This is a genomic window from Halobacillus sp. B23F22_5 (genome assembly GCF_043497085.1).
Classification (GTDB): domain Bacteria; phylum Bacillota; class Bacilli; order Bacillales; family Halobacillaceae; genus Thalassobacillus.
On the sequence record NZ_JBIEKI010000001.1, the window covers coordinates 506165 to 521771 of the forward strand.

Here is a 15607-nt window from a genome sequence, read left to right on the forward strand (position 1 = left end):
GTTATAAGATGAAAATTGCAACTAAAACAATAGTAATAACAAAAGTTATAATATAGATGATAGATAGAGCCCGAAGGTTAGGGGCCTTTTCATATTCCTGTGACCTGGCAAGCTCATCTTCAGGTGTGTCATTTTCTCTTTCCGAAATAGTTTTATTGATATCTTTTCCTACATAAATCGTGGCAATCAAGGCGATGATACTTAAAAAAATAGCAATTACGATAAAAATAGTGAACATATCGCCACACACCTCCTGTATGATTACTTCTATTTTAACATGAACCTGAGAAACAGGCCGTATACATCTGGAAAATAAGTGTTCGTGCCATAGAAGGTTATTTCGTTAAAAAAAGCACTGGCCTCCGTTTTTATAAGGATTCCAGCGCTTTTTTATTCCTGTCGATCATCTGCTCGAAGCGTTTATGAAACCATTCGATTTCCTGGCCGTCCAGCTGTTGCATAGATATGTTGCCGGTCCATTCATGCAAAGTCGTCAAAATCATATCGCGTACCTGAGGAACTGAGAATTCTGCATCCAGCAATTCATTCAAAGATGCCATGACATTAGGATCGATTTCCGGGTAGTCGAATCGGGTAGCTTCTTCTCGTTTTCCGATTTTATAAAATTCGCGCATGATACGTCCTCGTTCTGCACCGCTCCCTGTAATATCTAAATAGACCTGGACAGCGGAACCGTTTTTCACCCTGCGTTGGGAAATCCCGGCAAACTTTTTGCCACCGATACTTAAATCATAGGTGCCCGGGCAATAAGACTGGGTAATTTCATAAGCCTCGATCCGGTCCGTATAATCTCTGAACAGGTAGCGTACAAATTGCACCATAGCATCATATCCTTCATGGATATTGACTGTTTTTGAATCAGGGAAAATCAATGATACATTCAACACCCCATCATCAAGAACGACACCGAGTCCCCCGGAATTTCTTACAATCACCTGGTAACCCTGTGATTTCAAGTATTCGACACCTTCTGTGATATAGGGGAGTCTTGCATCAGGGATACCGAGTACAACGGTATTATGATGGACCCATAACCGTGCAGTAGTGGGAGAAGAACCTTGGCCGACAGACATTGACAGAGCATCATCCATCGCGAAAGACTGAAGTGCTGAGAACTCCGGTCCCAGCGTGCTTTGATCGATGAACCGATATTGTGCTGTTTTCAGCAAGGGATGTAGGTCAGACATAGCGAAAATACTCCTTCCGTTCACATTTAACCTCCCATAGTATAACAGAACAAGCCGCTTGCATGTATCCATAAAACTAGGTAAAATATTGTATTGGTTCGATGTGAAGGAGGATGAGCGATGGCTAATGAATTCCGCGTCTGTGATGATTGCCAGGCAGTCAACTTAAAGACGCTGCTCCCACGATTAGAAAAATTAGATGCAGAGGCTAAAGTGGAAATTGGATGCCAGTCCTATTGCGGTCCCGGCAGGAAGAAGTCATTCGCATTCGTGAACAATCGTCCTATCTCTGCACCGAAAGAAGATGAACTGATCGAAAAAATCGAAAAAAAATTAAGCAAAGGGCGAAAGTGAGTCCAGGAGTAGCCCGGTCGATATATTTTAAAGAATGTAATGGACACCTTGCTTGTCAAGGTGTTTTTTTAAATAAGATAAACAGCTATAATAGAAAAAAATGCCGATTGGAAGGATTAACCGATGGCTTATAAAGATGAAAAATTAAATGAAGAAAAGGTTTTTAAAGACCCTGTACACAGGTATGTACATATTAGGGATCGAGTGATATGGGATTTAGTCGGAGCACCGGAATTCCAACGTCTGCGCAGGGTTAAACAACTGGGCACTTCTTATTTGACCTTCCATGGGGCGGAACACAGCCGGTTCAACCATTCGCTTGGTGTTTATGAAATCGTCCGCCGTATCCTTCATAATTTCGAAGACCGGCCGAATTGGGATTCAAATGAACGATTGCTATGTTTATGTGCCGCTTTATTGCACGACCTTGGCCATGGCCCGTTTTCCCATTCCTTCGAAAAAGTCTTCAAGCTCGATCATGAAGATTTCACCCAGGAAATTTTATTAGGGGATACTACGATCAATACAATTCTTTCTAAAGTGGAAAATGGCTTCCCTGAAAAAGTCGCTGATGTCATCAATAAAACCTACCATAATAAATTAGTTGTCAGCTTGATTTCCAGTCAGATTGATGCCGACCGAATGGATTATTTGCAACGGGATGCTTACTTTACAGGAGTAAGCTATGGTCATTTTGATATGGAACGTATTTTGCGTGTTATGCGTCCGATGGAAGATCAGGTCGTCATTAAGGAAAGCGGGATGCATGCTGTCGAGGATTATATCATGAGCCGCTATCAGATGTACTGGCAGGTTTATTTTCACCCGGTCACCCGGAGTGCGGAGGTGATTCTTTCTAAGATTCTCCACCGTGCCAAGGAACTCCATGAAACTGGTTATGAGTTCGCATTGAAGCCGACACACTTTTTATCATTTTTCAAAGAAAAACCTACCTTGGAAGAATACTTAGCGCTGGATGAAGCAGTAGCCATGTATTACTTCCAAATATGGATGAATGAAGAAGACCCGATTTTAAGTGATCTTTGCGAACGATTCGTTAATCGTCGTCTGTTCAAATACATTGAATTTAACCCGAATCTGCAGATGAATGAGTGGATGGAATTATATCGTTTATTCAATAAAGCTGGATTGAACCCGGATTATTACCTTGTTGTCGACTCCAGTTCTGACTTGCCGTATGACTTTTACCGGCCTGGAGAGGAAGAGGAGCGTCTCCCGATCCATTTATTGATGCCGAATCAGGAATTGAAAGAACTCTCACGTCAATCTGATATTGTTGAATCGATTTCAGGGAAAAAGAGGACCGATCATAAACTATATTTTCCGCTTGACCGTCTCGAAGAAATGTCCAACCGGAGTAAGACTAAGAAGCGGATCCTAGAAATTTTGTACGGATAGGGGATGAGCCGTATGTTAGAAAATCATGCAAAGCTTATGCATTTTTTTGCCAGCTCAGATGAAATCGTAGGGAGAAAGAAGCTGCAGAAAATTATTTATATCTTAAAAAAATGCGAGGTTCCTTTTGAAGAACGCTACCAGTTTCATTTTTACGGGCCGTATTCGGAGGAACTGACGCTAAGAATCGAGGAACTGTGCAACCTCGGGTTTATTAATGAAACAAAAGAAGAAAAAAAGAACTATTACCAGTACCGCTACCAACTTACAGATGCTGGAAATGAATTTCTGAAGCATTACCAGGTAGAGTTGCCGGCAATGGGGGAGCGGATTACAAAAATGAAAGAAAAAAGCTCCCGTTTTCTGGAACTCGTTTCAACCATCTTGTACTTTGAGCATTTACGTCGCGAAGAAGTAGAAGAGAAAGTACGGACAGTAAAAAGTAAACAGAATTATTCGATGGATGAGATAAACGAAGCCTGGGGCTTTATCGAAGAAATGCGCCGTACCCTCCACTAGGTAGGGGGTACGGTTTTTGGTTTGAAATAAAGATAACGTTTGTTATAATGGACAAACATAGGATTCTTCCTATGCAAAAGAGGACTGCCCTCGCTACAGGACAGCCCTCTTGTATGATCAGGTGAGAAGTTATTTACCGATTGGAGCTGGAATTTCTACCGCCTTTTTTACCGATGTCTTCGTAGAATTCCTCTCCATGCTTCTCACTTGTTTTTTCGCCACCTTTTTTGCCGATTTCCTGATAAAAGTCTTTATCTTTATTCTGGCTGGTGGTTTCTCCGCCTTTTTTACCGATTTCCTCAAAATGTTCCTGGTTGTACTGTTTGCTTGTCTTCTCGCCGCCTTTTTGGCCGATTTCCTCAAAGTGCTCCTGGTTATACTTATTACTAGTCTTTTCTCCGCCTTTTTGCCCAGCTTGTTCATAACTCATCTTACGATTGTTGTTCTTATTGTTGTTAGCCATTGTTGAAACCTCCTTTTGAGTAGTTGTTGTTTTAGTTACCACGATATCAATTGTCTAAAACTCATTTACTTTAATTTTCCAATTTTGTAATTTGAATGTAATTAAGTGTCGGATGGATCATCGTTTCTTCTTACGTCTTTATAGTTGTCTTGTTTATATTTATGAATGACCGGATCATCTTCATTTTCATCCGCTATATTCGAAAGTCTGTGCGGATCATATTGTTTTTCAGTCTTTCGGTCTTTCCTCGGACCTGCTTCATCATAACCCATCTTTTTATTGTCCTGATTATCCTTAGCCAATTACTAAACCTCCTTTCAGTGGAGTGTTATTTTGGTTACACAAATGCAATTGCCAACCTTTCACAATTTTAAACTGTTGATTGGAATAATGGTTCGGACGGTATAGGACAATATAAATAGTAATGGATACTGAACAGGTTTGCTTCTCATCATAAAGGGAATTATTAGTAATGAATAAATCATACAGAGGTGGTAGCTTTGTCCGTGGTATTGAAAGAAGAGGAAAAAATGAATGAAGGTATCGGGTGTGAATCGGAATTTGATACGTTAAAAAAGGTGGTTGTATGCTCGCCTGCTTATATGCGGATTGAGGAAGCCATCAATGAAACACAAAAGAAATACCTCGATGAAAATATAGATATCAATCAGGCATGTAAGCAACATCATGATTTTGTAAAGTTAATGCGAAATCATAATATAGAAGTTATTGAATTGGAACCCGAAGAGTCTTTTAATGAACAAGTGTTTACCAGGGATATTGGAGTCTGTATCGGGGAAAAAGTGATTGTTTCCAATATGGGTAATGAAGTGCGTGAAGGAGAAGAAAAATTGTTGCAAGCTATATTGCAGCAGGAAAATGCCAGCTGGGAAAAGATCTCCAATGGCACGATTGAAGGCGGAGATATCATCGTAGATGGAGATAAAGTCTGGGTTGGTATGAGTGACCGTACGAATCACCATGGAGTTGAAAATCTTCAGACTTTGCTTCCTGGTCATCATGTGACTGCGGTGCCAATCAAAGAAGAGTATTTGCACCTTGATTGTGTATTCAATATTCTCTCCCCAGAGTACGCTTTGGTATTCCCAGACGCGCTTAGAAGAGAAGAATATGATATGTTGAGCAGACATTACACACTGATTGAGGTAGACGAGCATGAACAGTTCACCATGGGAGTCAATGTTCTATCCATTGCTCCAGGCAAGGTCATCAGCCTGCCTCACAATAAAAAAGTGAATGAGAAGATGCGGGAGAAAGGATTCGAAGTCATAGAAGTTGATTTCTCAGAAATTATCAAGTCTGGCGGATCATTCCGCTGCTGTACGATGCCATTGCAGCGATCCACTTCACAATAACAATAAAAGCCCGGGCGTCATTCGCCCGGGCTTATCTTTGTTTTAATCACTAATTCGTTTACCGCCGACAGCGTAATGGGATTTGGCCATTTCTTCGATAACGATAGTTACTGCTTCTTTCCTGGCACCGGTAGTTCTAGTGACTGCATCTGTCACTTCTTCGACTAATGCTTTCTTCTGTTCATCCGTACGACCTTCAAGCATTTGTACAGTTACGATAGGCATCATCCAACCTCCTTTATAATAAGCATTATTTTTAAAAAAATACTCAGTTTCGAGATAGCGGGGTCCATTACCATGAGAGGAATGGGATGGTTCGGGAAACAACTCGCTTTCCAGCTTCATCGCCTAGACACTCGCGACATAAGCAGTCCATCAACGGGAAGAAAGAGCCCTTCCCTTTTGCTGTTCTGCTTATGCGTGTCGTGTCTCCCAAGGCGATTACGCATTCATTTCTTTCCTGCGGGGGACCTGGCAAGCTTCCTCGGGCTGCGCCCTGTGGGATCTCGCCTAGACCCTCCTCCCGCGGGAGTCTCGTCATTTCCCTGCCCATCCAGCCAGTTTAGTAATAAACGGACCCTTCATGTGTTTAGTTGAAACCTTCAGCTGGACGCATTTAAAAAGGATAAAAAGGTGCCAAGACCTCCTTTCTGTAATCATGGACGTTTTTTCAAGAAATGAGATTTCGAGAACTTCTTATGGAAAAGGGCGTAGGGAAACGGTGAGACTCCTGTGGGAGATGAGTGATAGGTGAGGCCCCGCAAGGCGTAGCCTGAGGAGACTCAGCACACGCCCACGGAAAACCGAATCGTTTCCCGGAGCCCCTATACTTCAATAATATCTCGAAATAAAGTCTTCGACTTTACTGTACGGGTTTGAGAAAGTCCCAATCGACAGACTGCAAAACTATTTCTTTATAATTTGTCGAAATTCCTGCTTTTTCTGCAAGTTTTACAAACTGAACAGAATGAAGCAGTATGTTAAAATGAAAAAATAAATGATCGGAAAGAGGAGGCTCCTTACCATGAAAGAATTTGACCAGTTCAAGAAAAACAATGATCAAGACAAAAAGAAAAATCAATTTACAATATTAAAAGATGACTCTACCGATGGACACGGCGGTTATGGTGTCGGCGCGATCACCTTAGAAAATATGTCTCCGGTTATCGTCGACCCTAACGAAGAAGAGGCTTATGTCGATATGGGTGCCATGCATGCCCGCAGTGCTGTCGAAAAGCGGATCAAGTTTCTTACCGACAAGTCAGAGGTACCAAATGGTTTGTTGTATTGGATCACTTGGGTAACCATTGAACGTACAGAGAAAGGTCCTCTATATTATGGTGTAGCCAGCAGCGAAATCCGCGTTGACCGTGAAATCCGCCGGGGATATAAACTGCTCCCTGAACACGTCAACCACATGGACAAATCATTGAAAGGAAAATTTGTCGTCGAGCATATGGACGACAAATCAAAAGCGGTTCTTGCTAAATTCTTGCGTGAGCATAGTGAGGAAATGTGGGAAAATTCCTCTGATGAATTAAAGCAAGCATTGAAAGTTTAATCAGCTGACAAATGTGTCGAAATTGTGAATGATGTGTGAATATCTTGAGGTTTTTTTGTTAAATTTGTAAAATGTTTATCACATGGGTTATACATGTTTTACTAGGACAAAGAAGAAGGTCGGGGATATTCCTCGACCTTTTTCTTATGGGATTTTAAAATAGCCAGTCCAGCAGTTCCTTCCACCCGCCTTTATTTTTCTCTTCTTCTAAATGGTACTGGTCCTGTTCATACGTATGTTCATTACAAAAACCTTCTGGTTCTTTTCCTTGTTCAAAATACATCAGCCTTTGTGCATCACAATAGGGAGTTGCCCGCAGGCCTGTTGCGGGGTCGACATAAACGCCTATTACACCCTCCGGTGCCTTCATGGTGGTAAAATTCTTATCTTCATGAGCTTTTTCCATTACATCAGCCCATATTTTTTTGGAGTATTGAAATTCGCTCATTCTCGTGATTTGTTTTTGTTGGTCGTAGCCAGTCCAAACCCCCGCTACAAGCTCAGGACTGAATCCCACCATCCAGCTGTCAGTATTGGTTGTTCCTGACTTTCCTGCGTAAGGACGACTGAGTTGATCGGCAATGCTCGAACCTGTTACACGCATATATCCGTTGAGTGATGAATCGAACATACCTGTCATCATATGAGCGGTGATGAATGCCCGTACTGGATCTATAGCTTTTTTTACTTCTGGCGGCTCGTATTCATAAAGAATATTCCCGTGACTGTCTGTGATTTTAGTGATGGCATGAGGAGTGTTGTCCTCTTCCGGACGTGCAAGTTTACTGTAAGCTTTAGTCATATCGTATAACGAAAGGGAGGCTGTGCCTAAAGCTAAGGAAGGTACAGCGGGAATATCTCCTGAAATTCCGAATTGTTTCAAGGTATTCTTCAAACGTTCCGGTCCCAGGTAGACATTCGTTTTCACCGCATAAATATTATCGGACAGCGCCAGGGCCTGTGCCATTGTAATCGGCTCGTTGGCATAATAGCCATCGAAATTACTTGGGGCGTAGGTTTCCCCATCTCCAAGTTCAAATTTAGTCGGTTTACTTACCAATTGTGTCGTCGGTGTAAAGCCGCTGGCAAGCGCTTCATAATATAAGAACGGTTTGATTGTGGAGCCGACCATCCGTTTTGCCTGGGTCACCCGATTGAATGGACTTGCTTCATAATCACGGCCGCCTGCCAGCCCTTTGATTGCTCCGGATTTAGGTTCCAATACAATGCCCGCTGCTTGAATTTTTGAATTTTCATCGATATGGCGTGCCATCGATTTTTCTAATATTTCCTGGGTAGGAATATCAAGCGTCGTATAGATATGATAGCCTCCTACAGTAAGCTGTTCCCGGTCGATATCAAGCCGGTTCATTGCTTCTATCGCAACAACATCCTGGAAATAAGGAGCGATATCTGGTGCCTCAACTTCTGATGGTTCCTGATAATCCAGCACTTCGCGGGATGCGAGCTCACTTTCATCAGCATCAATATGACCGGCTGCTTCCATGCTGGCCAAAATGCGTGCCTGGCGATTATTGGCGTTCTCTTCATTATTATAAGGAGAATAATAGCTTGGTCCTTTCGGGACGCCTGCAAGCATCGCAGCTTCAGCAAGCGTCAATTCATCCGCATGTTTATCAAAAAAGTAGCGGCTGGCCGCTTCAATGCCATAAGCACCATGGCCATAATAAATGGTGTTCAAATACCCGGCCAAAATTTCATCTTTCTCATAAAACATTTCGAGCCTGAGTGCATAGACTGCTTCTTTCGCTTTACGGATCCACGTTTTTTCATGGGATAAGTAAAGGTTGCGGGCATACTGTTGGGTAATCGTGCTTGCGCCTTCCACTTTGGAAAGGTTGCGGATATTTTTCAAGACAGCTGCCCCGATTCGCTTGATATCAAATCCGGAATGGTCATAAAAATGACGATCCTCGGAGGTAAGCGTTGCCTGAACGACATAAGGGGATATGTTTTCCAGGTCGACCCAATACCGCCGTTTGGTACCGAAATCTTCTTCAATTACTTTACCATCCTGGCTGTAGTAGATTGTGTTTTGCTCTGTAGTCAAAGACGGTGGGCCGCTAATCAGCGCATAGAGAAGCACCACAATCATGGCTGCCAACCCGACAGCGATTGTGCCTGTACCGAGCAAAAGAAGTGAACGTATCCATTTGTTACGGTGCTGGAACCATTTTTTCATGTTAAGCGCTCCCCGTTATCCGACTTTTTCGAATGTTTTTTAACATTATGGGATAATGGGGTGAAAATTAAACATGGGGACGATTTAGGTCCCTGGGATGAAAAAGTATTGCTTTTTTTCTGGAATTCTCTATAATTTGATTGTTTACAGGAATAAATAGAAGGATACCTGTTTTATAAACGAAGGGAGTTATGATAGATGAGTACATGGTTTACAGAAAAGCAGACCGAGAATTTCGGTATAACAGCGAAGGTTAAACGTTCGCTTCATACAGAGAAAACAGATTTTCAACAGCTGGATATGCTGGAAACAGAAGAGTGGGGGAATATGCTCGTTCTGGATGATATGGTGATGACGACCCAAAAAGATGAATTCGTCTACCACGAAATGGTAGCGCACGTGCCGTTGTTTACACATCCTAATCCGAAAAATGTGCTGGTAGTCGGCGGAGGGGACGGCGGTGTCATTCGTGAAGTATTGAAACACCCTGAAGTAGAAAAAGCGACCCTGGTTGAAATCGATGGTAAAGTAATCGAGTATTCGAAACAGTATTTACCTGAAATCGCCGGCAAGCTGGAAGACCCTCGCGTTGAAGTGAAAGTAGCGGACGGATTTATGCATATTGCCGAGAGTGAAGATGACTATGATGTCATCATGGTGGATTCCACAGAACCCGTAGGCCCAGCGGTTAATTTGTTCAGTAAAGGTTTTTATGAAGGGATAGCGAAGGCGTTGAAAAACGATGGGATTTTTGTTGCCCAGACGGACAACCCTTGGTTTAAAGCGGATTTAATTCGCCAGGTATACAGTGATGTAAAAGAAACCTTTTCGATTACCCGTGTCTATACTGCTAATATTCCTACTTACCCAAGCGGCCTTTGGACATTCACTATCGGAAGCAAGCAGTATGACCCGCTGGAAGTGCCGGAAGAGCGGTTCCATGACATGGAAACGAAATATTATACAAAAGAGTTGCATAAAGCAGCATTCGCATTGCCAAAATTCGTAAAAGATTTGACAGAGTAAGGAGGGATAACATGCGCTTTGACGAAGCTTATTCTGGAAAAGTTTTTATTATGAGCAGGGAAGACGGGGACGCTGCTGATGCAGTCATTTACGGAATGCCGATGGATTGGACCGTCAGCTTCCGCCCTGGTTCGCGTTTCGGTCCGAACCGGATTCGGGAAGCATCGATCGGTCTGGAGGAATATAGCCCGTATCTGGATAAACATCTGGAAGAAGTCAATTTCTTCGACGCAGGAGACATCCCATTGCCGTTCGGAAACCCGCAGCGGAGCATCGATATGATTGAGGAATATATTGGGACGCTATTAGAAAAAGGGAAGTTTCCTTTAGGACTGGGTGGTGAACACCTCGTCACCTGGCCTGTACTGAAGGCGATGTACCGAAAGTATCCGGATCTTGCAGTCATCCATATTGATGCCCATGCTGATTTACGGGAAGAATATGAAGGGGAGCCCTTATCCCATTCCACACCTATCAGAAAAACGTGTGAGCTGATCGGACCGGAAAACGTATATTCTTTTGGTATCCGCTCCGGGATGCGTGAAGAATTCCAGTATGCCAGAGAAAGTGGAATGTATATGGCGAAGTATGATGTGGCTGAACCGTTGAAGGAAATGCTGCCACGTTTGAAGGGCCGGCCAGTCTATGTCACCATCGACATTGATGTTCTGGATCCTGCATTTGCCCCAGGTACCGGAACCGCAGAAGCGGGCGGTATTTCGTCAAAAGAATTATTAGCAGCGATTCATATGATTGCAGATGCTGATATTCAGGTGGTCGGCGGTGACCTTGTAGAAGTAGCACCCGCTTATGATCCAACCGAACAAACTGCCATCGCAGCCAGCAAGTTTATCCGTGAAATGTTGCTAGGCTGGGTGAAATAATCATAGGAAACTGCCGCACCCCCACGTGCGGCAGTTTTTTTACTTAGCTCCATTACATCCCAGTATTACTTTGTTTCGAGACAATTGGGTCCATTACCATGAAAGGATGGGCTGGGAAACAACTCGCTTTCCAGCTTCATCGCCTAGACACTCGCGACTTAAGCAGTCCATCAACGGGAAGAAAGAGCCCTTCCCTTTTGCTGTTCTGCTTATGCGTGTCATGTCTCCCAAGACGATTACGCATTCATTTCTTTCCTGTGGGGGACCTGGCAAGCTTCCTCGGGCGCCGTTTCCCTGCCCATCCAGCCAATTTTGTAATAAATGAACCTTTCAAAAAGTGTATAACTTAAACCTTTATTTTAACTCATATATAAAGGGGACAACGTCTTCTTTAAATCACGATGGGGCGGTCCACAAGTGTGGTTTAGAGAATTTTATATGGCAAGGTTCGGTGGGGAACGGCGAGACTCCTGCGGGATGAAAATGACAGGTGAGACCCCGGAAGACGAAGTCTGAGGAGGCTCAGCGCATGCCCGCGGAAAGGGAGTCGTTCCCCACCGGACCGTTATTCAGATAAACATCTCGAAATCAAGTCTTCGATTTTTCGGCCTTATAATTCAATGTTATTTCTCGATGGCTTGCGCTTTTCTTGCTTAGTTTTTATAATGGATAGGTTAAGAGGAACGTAAGGAGAGATAGTATGAGTGCTGCACAGACACCGGTATCGATTCGCCTCGTGACGGAAATCAGGGACAGCGGTCGGAAAGAAGAAGTTGTCATGGAAGAACAGGGAGGATTTTTCGAACGGGGAGATACCCAAGTCCTCAAGTTCACCGAGCACCCCGATGAAGGCGATCCAATCAATACGATGATTACCATCCAGCCAGGGAAAGTGAGCATCAAACGCTCTGGTGCCGTCAAGATGCACCAGATATTCCGCAAAAAGCAAGCGACAGAAAACAATTACCATCATACGTATGGTGTTTTTCATATGAACACGTTTACGGATCAGATTGAACACCAATCCTTATCTCAAGGAAATAAAGGACGGTTGTTCATCAGCTACCAGCTGACCTTGAATCAGGAAATAACCCAGCGTCATCGATTAACCTTGACTTATCGTAAGGAGGAAACAGCGCAATGAACATTGTGGAGCAAACGGAAGCGAAACTGAAACAGGAAATCCAGCAGGCTGTGTTAAAAGCGGAACTGGCCACCGAGGAAGAAATGCCGGAAGTCGTACTGGAACAACCGAAGGATAAAGCGCACGGAGATTATGCCACAAACATGGCGATGCAATTGGCGAGGATTGCTAAAAAAGCCCCACGTATTATTGCCGAGGATATCGTGGCTAATTTTGATAATACGAAAGCATCCATTGATAAAATTGAGATTGCCGGACCAGGATTCATCAATTTTTATATGGACAACCAGTATTTGACGGATCTGGTTGCTACGATTCTTAAAGCAGGGGAAACGTATGGCGAAAGCGACACGGGAAAGGGTGAAAAAATCCAGGTAGAGTTCGTTTCAGCGAACCCGACAGGCACCCTTCACCTTGGTCATGCCCGCGGCGCTGCGGTCGGAGATTCCCTTTCCAACATTCTTGCCAAAGCAGGGTATGAAGTTTCCCGTGAGTATTATATCAATGATGCCGGAAATCAGATCAACAACCTGGCAAATTCTGTGGAAGCCCGCTACATGCAAGCGCTCGGGAAAGATTGGGAGATGCCGGAAGATGGATATCACGGCAAAGACATCATCGAACTGGGGAAAAAGTTAGCGGAAGAACATGGTTCCGAGTGGGCGGATAAACCGGCGCAGGAGCGTCTCGCTTATTTCCGTGAGTATGGATTGAAATTCGAACTCGATAAAATCAAAGTCGATTTGGAAGATTTCCGCGTACCGTTCGATGAGTGGTTCTCAGAAACATCCCTGTATCAGGATGGGAAAATCGATAATGCGCTGAAAGTACTTGAAGACAAAGGGTTCACCTATGAGAAGGATGGTGCGACCTGGTTCAAGACGACCGAATTCGGTGATGATAAAGATCGTGTCTTAATTAAACAGGATGGAAGCTATACCTACCTGACGCCGGATATCGCTTATCACAAAAACAAAATGGATCGTGGCTTCAACACGTTGATCAACATCTGGGGTGCTGATCATCATGGATATATCCCGCGTATGCAAGCAGCTATCCAGGCGCTTGGCTATGAAAAAGATACGTTGGAAGTGGAAATCATTCAGATGGTTAACTTATTCCAGGATGGCGAGAAAGTGAAAATGAGCAAGCGGACAGGGAAAGCAGTTACACTGCGCGAATTGATGGAGGAAGTAGGCATCGACGCAATGCGGTATTTCTTCTCAATGCGTTCTGCCGATTCACACCTGGACTTTGATATGGACCTTGCTCGTTCTGAGTCTAATGAAAACCCGGTCTATTATGTGCAATATGCGCATGCGAGGATCTGTTCGATGCTTCGCCAGGCAGAAGAAAAGGGAGTCGAGTTCGATATGAATTTTGATGCGTCCCTGCTTGATTCGGAAAAAGAAGAAGACCTGCTTAAACGTCTGGGAGAATTCCCGCAAATCGTTGCTGATGCAGCAGATAAACGTACACCTCACCGTGTGACACAATATGCGTTTGACCTGGCATCCAACCTTCACAGTTTCTATAATGCTGAAAAAGTGTTGGACCAGGAACAACCGGAACGTACAAAAGCACGTGTCGGTTTGATGAAAGCCGTCCGCACCACACTTGTCAATGCATTAGGTCTTATCGGAGTATCTGCGCCAGAGCGAATGTAGGTTTGTGATAGATTACTGTCTGTAATAAGTGTTGGCAGATATTCAGTCGAATGTTATTACAAATAGGGGGAAAGAAAGCGAGTCTTTCCCAGACCCTTTCTCAAAAAAATAAAAATGAAACACGTAAAAAAGATTTTCTCTCAGAGCGAGAGAAAATCTTTTTTTAATTTTTATCGTAGGCGTTATACTAAACATGATTGTCTGGACGAAAGGAGATTTATTATGAAAGAAGTCATTTTAGCGTTATTGACCGGATTTATTGTTGGCTTTCTATTTGCCTGGTTCAAGCTTCCTATCCCTGCACCACCAGCATTTGCCGGGGTGGCTGGGATTATTGGCATCTATCTGGGATTCAAAGTGTTTGCATGGATCGGGCCGGTACTTTCCAGCTTCCTCAGATGATATTATAAAATCGGGCGGATCAGCCGCGCGATTTTTATATTGATTTTTGTACCTATGGAACGTGAGGCAAGCCAATTGTCATCGAAGGGGATACCTTCTGCGAAATCCAGTAAAAAACGCTTCCTCATATCATGGATGAATTCCCTGTCGTAAAAGAAAATATTGATTTCCTTATTAAGGAAAAGGCTTCTTAAATCAAGATTGGAGGTACCGAGATCGCAGAATTCCGTGTCGATGATAAAAACTTTAGCATGATAGAAACCAGCATCGTAGAAGCGGACTTCTCCACCGGCGCGGTACAATTCCTCGTAAAAAGGGATGCCTCCTTCTTTTACAAACGGGTGGTCCGACTTCAGTGGGCAGAGCAGTTTGACAGTGACGCCTCTCTGAATTGCCTGCTTCAAGGCGTCCATCATGCTTCTTGAGGGAATGAAATAAGGGCTTCCAAGCAGAATTTCCTGTTTCGCCGCTGAAAATTTTTTTACTAACACTTCCTCCAGTTCTCCGTATTCGGTTGGCAGAACCTTCAGCACATGTTCCCCTCGTTCGTGGTTCTTGGCAGGAAAGAGTTTCTCCTCCGTATTCAAAAACCAATCATCTAAAAAGACTGCATGCAGCTGTGACACGACTTGACCCGTCATTCGCAGGTGATAATCGCGCCAATCTCCCATTTCAGTATCTTTCCCTACATATTCATCCGCAACGTTATAACCTCCGACATATCCGATTTTTCCATCAATTACGACAATCTTCCTGTGATTTCGACGGTTCAATTTATAAATAAAAAAAGGAAATTGGGGTTTTGCGGCGAATTGAAATTGTATACCTGAATTTTCTAATTGCTGTCTCAGTGATTTGTTGATCCGGAACCCTCCGAGACGATCGACCATCAAGCGTACAACCACACCTTCCTGGGCCTTTTGCTGCAGCAGCTTATAAAAACGCTGACTCGTTTCATCTTGCTTAACAATGAAAAATAGTGTATCAATATGCGTTTCTGCATTTTTAATATCGGTGAACAAAGCCTCAAAAAGGCGATTCCCGCTTTGGAACAAGCGGTAATTTCCTGAAGTTTCTGTGAAAGTCAACTTTCTCAGATTCTTTTTATGGTGCTGTCTGCCCGATACAAAGTCTAGTAAAACTAACAAAACAACGATAATAAGGACGGCTATGATCCATAGTAAAATAGTCATTTTTTTCCTCCTCTATAGGCACCGACACCTTTATCTTCCCCTAAAGCATCCAAAATTTGTACATAAAAGCAAATAAAATATGTTGACTGAATGCTCATTCATATTTTATAGTTAAGCTATAAGATTCTGAATTTTCACGGCTCGTTTCCAAAAATCGAGAGACAGCAAAGTGAGAGAGATTCATACTAACA

17 protein-coding genes are annotated in these 15607 nt (G+C 43.3%); 10 read left to right on the forward strand and 7 right to left on the reverse strand.

The features are described 5' to 3' along the window. Position 1 precedes the first annotated feature (1 nt). On the reverse strand, positions 2 to 238 hold the full coding sequence (locus ACGTN9_RS02405) for a hypothetical protein (protein WP_499590163.1): 237 nt from the start codon (positions 236 to 238) through the stop codon (positions 2 to 4). 130 nt (positions 239 to 368) lie between these two features. Further along, positions 369 to 1208: a lipoate--protein ligase family protein gene (locus tag ACGTN9_RS02410; protein ID WP_499590165.1), complete on the reverse strand. Its 840-nt coding sequence runs from the start codon at positions 1206 to 1208 to the stop codon at positions 369 to 371. Positions 1209 to 1328: 120 nt separating this feature from the next. On the opposite strand from ACGTN9_RS02410, the gene ACGTN9_RS02415 reads away from it, so the two are divergent. The 3 genes from ACGTN9_RS02415 to ACGTN9_RS02425 all read left to right on the forward strand — a co-directional run bounded on the left by ACGTN9_RS02415 (position 1329) and on the right by ACGTN9_RS02425 (position 3497). Then, the gene (locus tag ACGTN9_RS02415; protein WP_499590167.1) at positions 1329 to 1562 is read left to right on the forward strand and encodes a YuzB family protein; all 234 of its coding nucleotides are present in this window, start codon (positions 1329 to 1331) and stop codon (positions 1560 to 1562) included. Positions 1563 to 1685: 123 nt separating this feature from the next. Beyond that, positions 1686 to 2981, forward strand: coding sequence for an HD domain-containing protein (locus tag ACGTN9_RS02420; RefSeq protein WP_499590169.1), 1296 nt, complete (start codon positions 1686 to 1688; stop codon positions 2979 to 2981). A 12-nt stretch (positions 2982 to 2993) separates the two neighbouring features. Then, entirely contained in the window at positions 2994 to 3497 is a 504-nt protein-coding gene (locus ACGTN9_RS02425) for a YwgA family protein (RefSeq protein ID WP_499590171.1), read from the forward strand. A 133-nt stretch (positions 3498 to 3630) separates the two neighbouring features. Here ACGTN9_RS02425 and ACGTN9_RS02430 read toward each other — a convergent pair whose 3' ends face one another. Both ACGTN9_RS02430 and ACGTN9_RS02435 read right to left on the reverse strand, forming a co-directional pair. Continuing rightward, on the reverse strand, positions 3631 to 3960 hold the full coding sequence (locus tag ACGTN9_RS02430) for a KGG domain-containing protein (RefSeq protein WP_499590173.1): 330 nt from the start codon (positions 3958 to 3960) through the stop codon (positions 3631 to 3633). Positions 3961 to 4061: 101 nt separating this feature from the next. Continuing rightward, on the reverse strand, positions 4062 to 4262 hold the full coding sequence (locus tag ACGTN9_RS02435) for a hypothetical protein (RefSeq protein WP_499590175.1): 201 nt from the start codon (positions 4260 to 4262) through the stop codon (positions 4062 to 4064). 204 nt (positions 4263 to 4466) lie between these two features. On the opposite strand from ACGTN9_RS02435, the gene ACGTN9_RS02440 reads away from it, so the two are divergent. Continuing rightward, a complete protein-coding gene (locus ACGTN9_RS02440; protein ID WP_499590518.1) occupies positions 4467 to 5336 on the forward strand; it encodes a dimethylarginine dimethylaminohydrolase family protein in 870 nt (289 codons plus the stop codon). A 42-nt stretch (positions 5337 to 5378) separates the two neighbouring features. Here the strand turns inward: ACGTN9_RS02440 and thmT are convergent, their stop codons facing one another. Beyond that, positions 5379 to 5561: a 2-hydroxymuconate tautomerase gene (gene thmT / locus ACGTN9_RS02445; RefSeq protein WP_093044880.1), complete on the reverse strand. Its 183-nt coding sequence runs from the start codon at positions 5559 to 5561 to the stop codon at positions 5379 to 5381. Positions 5562 to 6360: 799 nt separating this feature from the next. Between thmT and ACGTN9_RS02450 the strand changes: the two genes are divergently transcribed. Next, positions 6361 to 6897, forward strand: a complete 537-nt coding sequence (locus ACGTN9_RS02450; protein ID WP_499590177.1) for a YwhD family protein — start codon at positions 6361 to 6363, stop codon at positions 6895 to 6897. Positions 6898 to 7051: 154 nt separating this feature from the next. Here ACGTN9_RS02450 and ACGTN9_RS02455 read toward each other — a convergent pair whose 3' ends face one another. Then, entirely contained in the window at positions 7052 to 9100 is a 2049-nt protein-coding gene (locus tag ACGTN9_RS02455; RefSeq protein ID WP_499590179.1) for a transglycosylase domain-containing protein, read from the reverse strand. Between the two features lie 198 nt (positions 9101 to 9298). Between ACGTN9_RS02455 and speE the strand changes: the two genes are divergently transcribed. The 5 genes from speE (at position 9299) to ACGTN9_RS02480 (ending at position 14223) form a co-directional block, all read left to right on the forward strand. After that, positions 9299 to 10126 carry a polyamine aminopropyltransferase gene (speE, locus tag ACGTN9_RS02460; RefSeq protein WP_499590181.1) on the forward strand — a complete coding sequence of 276 codons (828 nt, stop codon included), beginning with the start codon at positions 9299 to 9301 and terminating at the stop codon, positions 10124 to 10126. 11 nt (positions 10127 to 10137) lie between these two features. Continuing rightward, the gene (gene speB, locus ACGTN9_RS02465; RefSeq protein WP_499590183.1) at positions 10138 to 11010 is read left to right on the forward strand and encodes an agmatinase; all 873 of its coding nucleotides are present in this window, start codon (positions 10138 to 10140) and stop codon (positions 11008 to 11010) included. A gap of 700 nt (positions 11011 to 11710) precedes the next feature. After that, a complete protein-coding gene (locus ACGTN9_RS02470) occupies positions 11711 to 12154 on the forward strand; it encodes a YwiB family protein (protein WP_499590185.1) in 444 nt (147 codons plus the stop codon). Beyond that, positions 12151 to 13821, forward strand: coding sequence for an arginine--tRNA ligase (gene argS / locus ACGTN9_RS02475; RefSeq protein ID WP_499590187.1), 1671 nt, complete (start codon positions 12151 to 12153; stop codon positions 13819 to 13821). The genes ACGTN9_RS02470 and argS overlap by 4 nt, the downstream gene beginning before the upstream one ends. Positions 13822 to 14043: 222 nt before the next feature. Further along, positions 14044 to 14223 carry a XapX domain-containing protein gene (locus ACGTN9_RS02480; RefSeq protein ID WP_499590189.1) on the forward strand — a complete coding sequence of 60 codons (180 nt, stop codon included), beginning with the start codon at positions 14044 to 14046 and terminating at the stop codon, positions 14221 to 14223. A gap of 2 nt (positions 14224 to 14225) precedes the next feature. Here ACGTN9_RS02480 and cls read toward each other — a convergent pair whose 3' ends face one another. Then, positions 14226 to 15416 (reverse strand): cardiolipin synthase, encoded by a 1191-nt coding sequence (cls, locus tag ACGTN9_RS02485; protein WP_499590191.1) that lies wholly within the window; start codon positions 15414 to 15416, stop codon positions 14226 to 14228. Positions 15417 to 15607: the final 191 nt, after the last annotated feature.